An 11,352-nucleotide genomic window follows, 5' to 3' on the forward strand; every position below is an offset into this window, starting at 1 on the left:
TGACGAACATAGGAGCATCGAGCGGTTCAACCGCACCCTGCAAGTCGAATGGGCCTACCGCCAGGTCTTCGAGTCCAACGAGGAGCGAACCGCCGCCCTTGCACCCTGGCTCGAGTACTACAACACTCAACGCCGCCACACCGCACTCGGCGGACTCCCACCGATCAGCCGCCTGTAACCAACGTGGTGGCCGAGTACACCTAGGCGGTGGCTCTCTCAGGGTGCCCCCGCCGCGACCCAGGACAGGTGGGACGCGAGCATCCGGTCGACGAGGGCGCGCAGCTCGTCGCGGTCGTCGTGTCGCTCAGGTCGGCCGCACATAACGGCCGCGCCGGTGCACCAGCGGGCTCTCGTCGTCGCCGACGGTCAGGGCCTCGACCACACAGGTCAGCAGGGTCGACCAGCCCACCTCGGCCGAGGACTCCAGCACCACCCCCGCCCACGTCGAGACGTCCGTCAGCCGCGGCCCCCAGGCGGTGTCCTCGAACGTGCCCGTGCGGAACGGCCCCCCCGGCGCCGGCGCGGTGCCGGCGAAGGCCTCGGCCAGGTCGCGGTGCGGCCACGACAGCAGCTGCACCACGGCGCGACCGGTGCGCTCGACGGCCTCCGCGAGGTCGCTGTCGGGGTCGACGAGCAGCAGCAGCCGGGCCGGCTCGCCGTTCGCCACCAGGAGCGAGCTGACGGTCAGCCCGGCCCTACTGTCGACGTCGCCCGCCGTGACGAGCGCGACCGCAGCGCCCAGCCGGCCGCGCAGGCGCCGGACGGGGTCCGGCTCGGGGTCGGCGAACGGGTGGGTGGAGTGGATGGTCACGACGCGAGCTTGGGCTCGTCGGCGTCTCCCGGGCCGGCGTCCTTCTCGGCCTTCTTCTGCTCCTCCTTGGCGCGGGAGGCGTACATGTCGACGTACTCCTGGCCGGAGAGCCGCATGATCTCGTACATGATCTCGTCGGTGATCGAGTGCAGGATGTAGCGGTCGTTCTCCATGCCCTCGTAGCGGGAGAAGTCGAGCGGCTTGCCGAAGCGCACGACCGGGCGGGTGAACCGGCCGAACGTCTTGCCGGGCGGGGCCACCACGTCGGTGCCGACGACGGCCACCGGGATGACCGGCGCCTTCGTCTCGAGCGCGAGCCGGGCGACGCCGACCTTGCCGCGGTAGAGCTTGCCGTCGTGGGAGCGGGTCCCCTCGGGGTAGATGCCGAACAGCTCACCGTCGCCGAGCACGCGCTTCGCGGAGATGATCGCGCCCTCGGACGCGCCACCGCCGGAGCGGTCGATCGGCACCTGGCCGGAGCCCGCGAAGAACGTCTTCTGGAGCCAGCCCTTGAGGCCGGGCGAGGTGAAGTACTCGGCCTTCGCGACGAAGGTCACCCGGCGCGACAGCGTGAGCGGCATGAAGAGCCAGTCGGCGTACGAGAGGTGGTTGCTGGCCAGGATCGCGGGTCCCTCGTCCGGGACGTTCTCGGCGCCGGTGACGCGCGGCCGGAAGATCAGCTTCAGCCACGGACCGAGGGCGATCCACTTCAGGAACCAGTAGAACAACCCGCACCTCCGCACACCCGCCTGAGCCAGCCTGGGACAGCCGACGTCGCGAAGCCTAGACCGTCGCCCGACAGTTCCGCAGACACCGGGCCACGGATATCTCCGGTACGGCATGATCCGGGGCATGACGATCCACCCGCTCGCCTCGCCGTTCTCCCGCCCCGCCCGGCCCGAGCTCACCGGCGGCCGCAAGGTCGGCGTGCTGCTGAGCCACGGGTTCACCGGCCAGCCGGCGTCGATGACGCCGTGGGCCGAGGCGATGGCCGCGAAGGGGTACGCCGTCGAGCTGCCGCGCCTGCCCGGCCACGGCACCACCTGGCAGGAGATGAACACGACCCGGTGGGAGCACTGGTACGCCGAGATCACCGCCGCCTTCGAGAAGCTGTCGGCCGAGAACGACGCCGTCGTCGTCGGCGGGCTCTCGATGGGCGGGGCGCTCGTGCTGCGGCTCGCCGAGGACCACCCGGACCGGGTCGCCGGCGTCATGGTCGTCAACCCGGCGATCGCCACCAAGCGGTTCGACGTGAAGCTGCTGCCGCTGCTCAAGCACCTGGTGCCGTCGTTCCCGGGCATCGCCAACGACATCAAGAAGCCGGGTGTCGAGGAGCACGGCTACACCAAGACGCCGCTCAAGGCGGCGCACTCGATGATGCAGGCCTGGCCGAAGATCGCGGCGGACCTGCCGAAGATCACCGCACCGATGATCTACTTCCGCTCCACCGAGGACCACGTCGTCGACGAGAAGACGCAGCCGATCATCACCAGCGGCATCTCGTCGACCGACGTGACCGTCGTACCCCTCGAGAACAGCTACCACGTCGCGACGATCGACAACGACGCCGAGAAGATCTTCGAGCAGTCCGCCGCGTTCGTGGCCCGGGTGACGGCAGCGCGCTAGCCGTACCCGGCAGGGACGTGTCTCCGGCAATCCCCCGGCGCGACGGCTGCTACCCGTACGACGACCTCTCCGACCCGACCGCACCGGTGGTCGAGGCCGGCTGACCCGACGTCGCGGGCCGGCGGCGCACACGGTGCGCCTAGGCTCGCCCTGTGCAGTCCAACCCTGACGGACCTGAGGGTCGCGGCGACGCCGACGACCCGGCGGAGGCGGCCTGGCGCGCGATCGTGGACAACTACGGCGACCGCGCGGAGATCGACGACCCGCCGCCCGCTGCGCCGATCGCGCCGCCGGCGTCCTCGGCGCCGTTCGGTGGACGGTTCGGCAACCTGACGACGGGCCCGGCCTTCGACGAGGAGGACGAGGACGAGCCGTTCCTCGCCGACGAGCGCTTCGAGCCGCCGCCCCCTCCCCCGGTGCCGCGCACCACGCCGGACCGGCTGGCCGCCTGGATCGGCATCTTCGGCTCGCCGGCCGTCCTGCTCGCCTCGCTGATCTTCTCGATCTCGATGCCGACGTTCGTCGCCTACCTCCTCGTCGCCGGCTTCGTGGGCGGCTTCGTCTACCTCGTCTACCAGATGCCCCGCGGGCCCCGCGACCCCTGGGACGACGGCGCGCAGGTCTAGCGGGGACGCGCCAAGCTGACCCGCACACGGTGGTCGAGCGGGCCGCGCGACCGAGGCACGAGGTCGTGACCCGAGCGTCGGGACCCTCCGCCGTGCGCGCAACGGTGCCGTGGCTCGTTACTGTGCTCGCGTGAGCGCCCACGAGACCGTCGAGATCACCGGACACCTGATGGACCACGGCATCTTGTCGCGGGTCCTGGACGACATCCGGGAGTACAGCGGCGACTACACCATCGACCGTTTCGACGTCGGCCGCGAGACCGACGACCCGTCCCACGCCGTGATCACCGTGACGACCGACGACAACGAGTCCCTCGAGCGGCTCCTCATGCGGCTGCAGACCCGCGGGGTCAACCAGGTCGACCCGGGCGAGGCCAGCGTCAGCGCGGCCGACGTGGACGGGGTCTTCCCCGATCACTTCTACTCGACCACCAACCTCGAGACCCGGGTCCGCATCGACGGCGTCTGGCTCGACGTCGGCAACCCGGAGATGGACTGCGGGTTGATCCTCGAGCGCGACAGCGCGGGCCGCCCGCACCGGGTCTACACGCTGCCCATGTCCGACGTCCGCGCCGGGATGCTCGTCATCACCGGCGCCTCGGGCATCCGGGTCACGATCCCCACGCCGGACCGCACCGCCGGGGCGTTCGGGTTCATGGAGTCCGAGGTCTCCTCGGAGAAGCCGCAGGCGGTCCTGGTGCGCCAGGTCGCGGACGGCATGCGCGAGGCCAAGGCCGAGGGCAAGAAGGTGCTCTGGGTCGCCGGGCCGGGCGTCGTCCACACCGGCGCCGCCCCGGCCATGGTCGCGCTCGTCAACGCCGGCTACGTGGACGTGGTCTTCGCCGGCAACGCACTGGCCACCCACGACATCGAGTCGTCCCTGTACGGCACCAGCCTCGGGGTCGACCTGGCCATGGGCCGCGGCGTCGAGCACGGCCACGAGCACCACATCCGCGCGCTCAACACGATCCGCAAGGAGGGCTCCATCAAGGCGGCCGTCGACAGCGGCGTGCTGACCGGCGGCATCATGCACGCGCTCGTCACCCACGAGAAGGAGTTCGTGCTGGTCGGCTCGGTGCGCGACGACGGGCCGCTGCCCGACGTCTACACCGACGTGATCGAGGGCCAGCGGGCGATGCGTGCCGGGATCGCCGACGTGGGCTTCTGCCTGATGGTCGCGACCATGCTGCACTCGGTCGCGACCGGCAACATCCTGCCCGCATCGATCCCGCTCGTCTGCGTCGACATCAACCCGGCGACGGTCACCAAGCTCGCCGACCGCGGGTCGTCCCAGGCCCGCGGCATCGTCACCGATGTCGGGCTGTTCCTCGAGCAGCTCGCCGTCGAGCTCGTGCCCGAGTACCGGCGCTCCTGAAGGTCTGCCGGGCCAGGTCGGCCGCCCCGATCGCCCCGGCCTCCGGGCCCAGCGCAGCGCGTACGACGGGGGGCACCGTGCGGTGCTCCGCGCCCACCAGGGACTCGCGCATCGCGCGCCGGGCGGGCTCGAGGAGCAGGTCGCCGGCCGCGGACACACCGCCGCCGATCACCACGATCTCGGGGTCGAACGCCGCCACCAGGTTCGCCAGGCCCACGCCGAGCCAGTCCCCCACCGAGGCGAACGCCTGCAGCGCCACGTCGTCCCCGGCCGAGGCGGCCTCGGTCACCATCGGCCCGGTGAGCCGGTCGGGGTCGCCGTCGCAGAGGTCGCGCAACGCGGTCGGCTGCTGCCCGATGCGCGAGCGCGCGAAGCGCACGAGCGCGTTGCCGCTGGAGTACTGCTCCCAGCAGCCGGACCCGCCGCACTCGCACGGGTGACCACCGGCCACCACCTGCATGTGGCCGAACTCCCCCGCCATCCCGTTGTAGCCACGGTGCACGGAGCCGTCGAGCACGACCGCCCCGCCGATGCCGGTCCCCATCGTCACGACGATCGCGTCCTGCGCGCTCCCCACGGCGCCGTAGGTCAGCTCGGCACGAGCCGCGCAGTTCGCGTCGTTGTCGAGGACGACCGGCGCGCTCCAGCGCTCGGCCAGCCGGGCCCGGACGCCCTCGTCACGCCAGGGCAGGTGGGGTGCGAAGCGGACCCGCTCACCCTGCGCGTCGACGAAGCCGGCGGCAGCGATCCCGATCGCGCCGACGCGGCGGGTGCCCGCGATCTCCTGGACCGCCGCGGTGAGGGCGTCCTCGACCAGGCTCGCCTCGACCCGGCGGCCCGGAGTCTCGCGACGAGCCGTGCGCAGCACGCGCCCCGCCGACGACACCGCGGTCGCCAGGACCTTGGTGCCGCCGATGTCGACGCCGATGAAGAGGGGCACGGGCTAGCGCCGCGAGAGGTCGGCCGCGCCGATCAGCCCGGCCTTGTTGCCCAGGCGCGCCTTGCGGATCTCCGGGATCGGGCGGAAGCCGCGGCCGACGAGCTGGCCCGCGAACGCGCTCCGCATCGGCTCCAGCAGCAGGTCGCCGGCCTCGCTCACGCCACCGCCGATGACGACGACACCGGGGTCGAGGATCTCGGTCAGCGACGCGATGCCCTCACCGAGCCAGCGGCCGAGCTCGGCCAGCTGCTGGCGGGCACCCTCGTCGCCGTGCTGGGCCGCCTCGGTGATCAGCGGCCCGGTGATCTTGTGGATGTCACCGCCGGCCCGGGCGAGCATGCCCCGGGCGATCATCGCGCCGCTCATGGCGAGCGACCGCGCCTCGCGCACGAGCGCCGAGCCGCTGCCGTACTGCTCGAAGCAGCCGTGCTTGCCGCAGCCGCACAGGATGCCGTTGGGGACGACCCGCATGTGGCCGATCTCGGCGCCCACGCCGTTGGCGCCGCGATAGAGCTCGCCGTCGAGCACGAACCCGCCGCCGACGCCGGTGCCGACGGTCACGAGCAGCAGGTCGTCGGCGTCGTGGCCGGCGCCGTACGTGAACTCACCCCACGCCGCGGCGTTGGCGTCGTTCTCGATCACGACCGGCAGCTCGACCCGCTTCTCCAGCTCGCCCTTGAGGTCCTCGTTGCGCCACGCGACGTTCGGCGCGAAGAGCACCACGGCCCTGGCCTTGTCGACGTAGCCCGCCGCTCCGACACCGACGGTCTCGATGGCGTGCCGCGAGCGCAGCTCGAGGACGAGGCCGGCGATCGCCTCCTCGATGGCCTCCGCGTCGGTCGCCGGCGACTCGACGCGCAGCTCCTCGACGATGGTGCCCTTCTCGTCGATCACACCGCCGGCGATCTTCGTGCCGCCGACGTCGATCCCACATGCCAGGCTCATCGGTCTCCCTCCTCGGGATCGTCGTCGGGCCAGCCGGGTCCGTCGTCGGGCCCGTCGTCGAGGTCGATTCTCTCGACACCGGCGCTCGGGTCGCGACGGGTGTCCGGAACGGCGGTCGCCAGCAGGCCGGAGGCGGCCTGGAGCAGCGCGGTGGCCGCGGTCGTGAGCTGGGCCCGGACCTCGGGGCTGGTCTCGCGCAGCGCGTGCACGGTCCGGCAGACCGGGCAGTAGGTGCACTCGGTGGCGCCGGTCGCGAGGTGCTCGTTCACGCCGTGGGCGGAGCGGGCCGCGTGGCCGGCCAGCCCGGAGGCCGCCTGGCCGAGGTCGGACCCGTGGTCCTTCGCCCACTCCGAGAGGGCGCCGAGCAGCTTCGCGGCCTCCTCGCCGACCGAGCCGACGCGATCCGTTGGACCCGTCGAGGGCTCGTCCGGGCCACCGTGGTGTCCGTCCTGGCTCACGTCATCTCCCAGCCTCGTCCGCGGGGCCCTCGACGAACCGCACTTGCAGTTCCCCCTGCTCCACCCGGGCTCCGGCGATGCGGAAGCGTGCCAGACCGGAGGGGAGCGTGATCAGCCGACGATACGATCCCACGGTCACGACCAGATCGTCGCCATTGCGGGCCAGGTCGACCTCGGTGCGCGAGACCAGCGGCAGCGAGAGCCGGAGCACGGCGCCCGCCTCGTTCCTGCTGATCCGGAACGGCCCCTTGCCCTTGGTCGTCGCGAGCGGGTCGCTCTCGCCGTACAGCTCGCGGGCCAGCTCGCCGAGCGCCTCGACGCCGACCGGCTCGCGCGGGCGGTACTCCGAGCGCCACACCGGCAGCCCCGCGAAGGACTCGCCGACCCGGTCGAGCACCTCGTCCTGGGCCAGCACCCAGCCCGCGCGCCAGTCGTCGGCGTCCTCGGCCGGGAACACCCGGTTGGCGACCACCCCGTCGACGCGGTAGCCGAAGAGCGACAGCGTCGTGTAGGACCGGCGCGCCTCGGCGAGCACGACGTTCTCAGGCGTCAGCACCAGCCGCACGCTCGCGTCGGGGCCGCTGAGCAGCGCCCGCACCTCGTCGAGCTCGGCGTGCAGCCGCTCGACCGCGTCGAAGACCGAGTCGCCGGGCATCGGCACGCCCGCGGCCCGGTTGAGCACCGGCCGCAGCGCCTTCACGACGCGCCGCTCGACCGGCAGCACCCGCTGGATGTACCAGCCGAGCGCCTCCGGGAGCGCCAGCAGCCGCAGTGTCTCGGCGGTCGGGGCGCAGTCGACCACGATCACGTCCCAGGCGCCCGAGAGCGCGTGCAGCCGCAGCTCGAGCAGCGCGAGGACCTCCTCGGCGCCCGGGATGACGGTCAGCTCCTCGGCAGCGACCGGGTCGACACCGGCCACGTCGAGCACGGAGAGCAGGTAGCGCTGGATGTCGGCCCACGACTGCTCGAACCTCAGCTGGGCGTCGACCTGCTGGACGAAGAGGAGGTCGGCGACCTCGGTCGGCTCGGACCCGATCGTGCCCGTCGCGCAGCCGAAGGCGTCGGCCAGCGAGTGTGCGGCGTCCGTGGAGAGCACGAGCGTACGGCGGCCCTCGGCCGCGGCGAGCGCGGCCGTGCCGGCGGCGACGGTCGACTTGCCGACACCGCCCTTGCCGGTGAAGAGGAGGATGCGCACGAAGGAGGAGTCGCCGGCTAGGCGAGCGACTCGACGCGCTTCTTGAGACCCTTGAGCGCGGTGTCGATGAGGATCTTCTCGCCCTTGCGCTTCAGCATCCCGATCAGCGGGATCGAGACGTCGAGCGCCAGCCGGTAGGTCACCTCGGTGGAGCCGTCGCCGAGCTCGCGCAGCAGGTAGGCGCCGTCCAGGGCGCGCAGCATCTTGCCCTCGACGAGAGACCAGGTGACGGCGTCGTACCCGTCCCAGTCGTAGGAGAGGGTGTACTCGTCCTTGATCGGTGGGACGTCGAGCGCGAAGAACACCTGCTCGGCCCAGCCGTCGGGCTCGCCCTTCACGACCTCGGCGCGGATGACGCCCTTCGCCCACTCCGGGTACGCGGGGAAGTCACCGATGACACCCATGATGTCGGCCGGGGCCGCGTCGATGACGATCGAGGACGTGGTCTGCTCGGCCATGCGGGCCCCCTGGATCGCGTGCGGATCTAGTTCGAGTCGAGGTCGGCTCGGTGAGCGAGCGTACCGGATGCCTCGGAGGGTGGGAGCAGCGGTAACCTCGCTCGGTGACGACCCAGTGCCGCAGCCCGAGGAGACGCCGTGCGTGAGTTCTCCACGCCCCTGACCACCGACGTCCCCGCGACCGGCAACCTGACCGACGACGTCGTCGCCAACGCCCGCGTGGCCGGCAGCAGCGTCGCCTTCAGCCGCCCGTCGACGACCGAGAAGGACGTCTGGCACGACGTCACCGCCGCGCAGTTCCTCGCCGAGGTCAGCGGGGTGGCGAAGGGGCTGATCGCGGCCGGGGTCGAGACCGGGGACCGGGTCGCGCTGATCTCCAAGACCCGCTACGAGTGGACGCTGCTCGACTACGCGATCTGGTTCGCGGGTGCCGTCACCGTCCCGATCTACGAGACGTCGTCGTCGGAGCAGATCGAGTGGATCCTCAGCGACTCCGGCGCGCGCGCGATCGTCGCCGAGGGCCCCGAGCACCTGGCCCGCATCACCGAGGTCCGCGCGGGCCTCGACCAGCTCAACCACGTCTGGTCGATCGCCGACAACGCCGTCGACAACCTGACCCGGCTCGGCGAGGACATCTCCGACGAGGAGCTCGAGAAGCGACGCACGGCCGCGACCCCGCTCGACCTGGCGACCCTCATCTACACGTCGGGCACGACCGGGCGCCCCAAGGGCTGCATGCTCACCCACGGCAACTTCATGTTCGAGCTGACCGTGGCCGTCGACGAGCTCGAGCACCTCTTCGACAGCGAGGGCAGGTCCACCCTGCTCTTCCTGCCCCTGGCCCACGTCTTCGCGCGGATCATCCAGGTCGGCTGCATCAAGTCGCGCACCCGCCTGGGCCACAGCGCCGACATCAAGAACCTGCTCTCCGACCTCCAGGCGTTCAAGCCGACGTTCATCCTCGCCGTGCCGCGGGTCTTCGAGAAGGTCTTCAACACCGCGTCGCAGAAGGCCACCGCCGACGGCAAGGGCGCCATCTTCGACAAGGCCGCCGAGACCGCGATCGCCTACTCCCGGGGCCTCGACAAGGGCCGACCGCCGATCTCCGTGCGCGCCAAGCACGCGGTGTTCAAGCGGCTCGTCTACGGCAAGCTGCTCGATGCCCTGGGCGGCAGCTGCGAGTACGCCGTCTCCGGCGGCGCCCCGCTCGGCGACCGGCTCGGACACTTCTACCGCGGCATCGGGCTGACCGTTCTCGAGGGCTACGGCCTCACCGAGACGACCGCGGCGCTGACCGCGAACCTCCCCGACGCGATCAAGGTCGGCACCGTCGGGCGTCCGCTGCCCGGCACCGCCGTGCGCGTGGCCGACGACGGCGAGCTGCTGTTCCGCGGCGGCCAGGTCTTCGCCGGCTACTGGCACAACGAGGAGGCCACCACCGAGGCGCTCGAGCGCGACGGGTGGTTCCACACCGGCGACGTCGGCGAGGTCGACGACGAGGGCTTCGTCCGGATCACCGGGCGCAAGAAGGAGATCATCGTGACCGCCGGGGGCAAGAACGTCGCCCCCGCCGTGCTCGAGGACCGGCTCCGCGCCCACCTGCTGATCGACCAGTGCATCGTGGTCGGCGACGGGCAGCCGTTCATCGCCGCGCTGATCACCCTCGACCGCGACTCGTTCCCCACCTGGGCCCAGGCCCACGGCAAGACCGGCTCGATCGCCGACCTGGTCGACGACCCCGACCTGCGCGCCGAGGTCGAGGCCGCGGTCGACGACGCCAACAAGGCCGTGTCGAAGGCCGAGTCGATCCGGAAGTTCACGATCCTCCCCGACGAGTGGACCGAGGAGGGCGGCCAGCTCACGCCCAGCCTCAAGCTCAAGAGGAACGTCGTGATGCGCGAGCTCAAGGACGACGTGGCGGCGCTCTACGTCTCCTGACGCTCGCCCGGGGGCTGTCGATCCCGCCCCTTACCCACCGGTAACGGGTTTCACACCCGCGCGATCAACCGGTCCGGTCCGGTCAGCACACCCCTTTCCGGAGTGCCGGTCGCCTCTTCTAGAGTGCCGTCGGCGCCGGATTGTGAGGGGACTGTCCGACGCCCACGGGGATGACGGCGTCGGCCGTGCGGGTGCGGTGCGCCCGGACGGCCCTGGCAGGGAGGGGCATCCGCGATGGAACGACGCAGGATCCTGCTCGTCGCGGCCGTGCTCGTGGCCGCCCTCGGGACGGCCCTGGTGCTCGTCTACGCGCGCGGCGCCGACGCGCGGGCCGCCCACCGGTTCGACACCGTCGACGTCCTCGTCGCGGTCGCGCCGATCGGCGCGGGCGAGACGGTCGGTGACGCCGACGCGGCCGGCAAGCTCGCCGTACGACCGGTCTCGCGGGACGCGCTGCTCGACGGCCACGAGACCGACGCGGCGGCGCTGGCCGACCAGGTGGCGCTGGTGCCGATCTACCCGGGCGAGCAGGTCATCGCCGCCAAGCTGGGCTCCGCGTCGGAGGCCGCCGCGCCGCTGCCCATCCCCGCCGGCCAGATGGCGGTCTCGGTCAACCTGACCGACGCGGCCCGGGTCTCCGGCTTCCTCGCCCCCGGCGCCCAGGTGGCGGTCTTCCTCAACGGCACCGACGAGGCGAGCGGCCAGCCGTTCACCCGGCTGCTGCTCCCCCGGGTCACCGTGCTCGGCGTCGGATCGGCGGCGCCGCAGTCGGCCGCGGCCGGCGATGACCAGGACCCCCAGGCGCCCGACCGGCTCCCGCCCACCCTGCTGACCGTGGCCGTCGACCAGCGCGACGCCCAGAAGATGCTCTTCGCGTCGGCCAACGGCGAGCTGGCGTTCGCCCTGCTCGACGGGGACAGCACCATCGAGCCCGGTCGCGCGGTCACCGCGCAGAACCTCTTCCGGCGGAAGGGGTGACC

At 72.0% G+C, this 11,352-nt stretch carries 13 protein-coding genes; 6 read left to right on the top strand and 7 right to left on the bottom strand.

The genetic code is table 11. From position 1 onward, the window contains the following. On the top strand, positions 1-178 hold a 178-nt coding region (locus tag PD653B2_RS23460), incomplete at its 5' end, for an integrase core domain-containing protein (protein WP_165763595.1). A 126-nt stretch (positions 179-304) separates the two neighbouring features. Here PD653B2_RS23460 and PD653B2_RS23465 read toward each other — a convergent pair. Next, on the bottom strand, positions 305-811 hold the full coding sequence (locus PD653B2_RS23465; RefSeq protein ID WP_085874846.1) for a flavin reductase family protein: 507 nt from the start codon (positions 809-811) through the stop codon (positions 305-307). Then, positions 808-1,539 carry a lysophospholipid acyltransferase family protein gene (locus PD653B2_RS23470; protein ID WP_085874847.1) on the bottom strand — a complete coding sequence of 244 codons (732 nt, stop codon included), beginning with the start codon at positions 1,537-1,539 and terminating at the stop codon, positions 808-810. The genes PD653B2_RS23465 and PD653B2_RS23470 overlap by 4 nt, the downstream gene beginning before the upstream one ends. A gap of 124 nt (positions 1,540-1,663) precedes the next feature. On the opposite strand from PD653B2_RS23470, the gene PD653B2_RS23475 reads away from it, so the two are divergent. The 3 genes from PD653B2_RS23475 (at position 1,664) to PD653B2_RS23485 (ending at position 4,438) form a co-directional block, all read left to right on the top strand. Next, positions 1,664-2,437: an alpha/beta hydrolase gene (locus PD653B2_RS23475; protein WP_085874894.1), complete on the top strand. Its 774-nt coding sequence runs from the start codon at positions 1,664-1,666 to the stop codon at positions 2,435-2,437. Positions 2,438-2,589: 152 nt separating this feature from the next. Continuing rightward, entirely contained in the window at positions 2,590-3,063 is a 474-nt protein-coding gene (locus PD653B2_RS23480; protein ID WP_085874848.1) for a hypothetical protein, read from the top strand. Between the two features lie 130 nt (positions 3,064-3,193). After that, a complete protein-coding gene (locus PD653B2_RS23485) occupies positions 3,194-4,438 on the top strand; it encodes a TIGR00300 family protein (RefSeq protein ID WP_085874849.1) in 1,245 nt (414 codons plus the stop codon). Here the strand turns inward: PD653B2_RS23485 and PD653B2_RS23490 are convergent. Genes PD653B2_RS23490 through PD653B2_RS23510 form a run of 5 tightly spaced genes read right to left on the bottom strand, consistent with a single transcriptional unit; the run spans position 4,371 to position 8,434 of the window. Further along, a complete protein-coding gene (locus PD653B2_RS23490) occupies positions 4,371-5,378 on the bottom strand; it encodes an ROK family protein (RefSeq protein ID WP_085874850.1) in 1,008 nt (335 codons plus the stop codon). The genes PD653B2_RS23485 and PD653B2_RS23490 overlap by 68 nt on opposite strands. 3 nt (positions 5,379-5,381) lie before the next feature. Next, on the bottom strand, positions 5,382-6,323 hold the full coding sequence (locus PD653B2_RS23495; protein WP_085874851.1) for an ROK family glucokinase: 942 nt from the start codon (positions 6,321-6,323) through the stop codon (positions 5,382-5,384). Then, complete coding sequence (locus PD653B2_RS23500; protein WP_085874852.1) at positions 6,320-6,781, bottom strand: hypothetical protein; 462 nt, start codon at positions 6,779-6,781, stop codon at positions 6,320-6,322. Before PD653B2_RS23500 ends, PD653B2_RS23495 begins: the two co-directional genes overlap by 4 nt. 1 nt (position 6,782) lies before the next feature. Beyond that, the gene (locus tag PD653B2_RS23505) at positions 6,783-7,976 is read right to left on the bottom strand and encodes an ArsA family ATPase (protein ID WP_085874853.1); all 1,194 of its coding nucleotides are present in this window, start codon (positions 7,974-7,976) and stop codon (positions 6,783-6,785) included. Positions 7,977-7,993: 17 nt separating this feature from the next. Further along, positions 7,994-8,434 (bottom strand): SRPBCC family protein, encoded by a 441-nt coding sequence (locus PD653B2_RS23510; RefSeq protein ID WP_085874854.1) that lies wholly within the window; start codon positions 8,432-8,434, stop codon positions 7,994-7,996. Positions 8,435-8,572: 138 nt separating this feature from the next. On the opposite strand from PD653B2_RS23510, the gene PD653B2_RS23515 reads away from it, so the two are divergent. Further along, positions 8,573-10,372 (top strand): AMP-dependent synthetase/ligase, encoded by a 1,800-nt coding sequence (locus PD653B2_RS23515; protein WP_085874855.1) that lies wholly within the window; start codon positions 8,573-8,575, stop codon positions 10,370-10,372. Positions 10,373-10,606: 234 nt separating this feature from the next. Continuing rightward, entirely contained in the window at positions 10,607-11,350 is a 744-nt protein-coding gene (gene cpaB, locus PD653B2_RS23520) for a Flp pilus assembly protein CpaB (protein ID WP_085874856.1), read from the top strand. Positions 11,351-11,352 lie beyond the last annotated feature (2 nt).

Origin of the sequence: Nocardioides sp. PD653-B2 (assembly GCF_002117935.1) — a bacterium.
In the GTDB taxonomy this organism is placed as follows: domain Bacteria; phylum Actinomycetota; class Actinomycetes; order Propionibacteriales; family Nocardioidaceae; genus Nocardioides.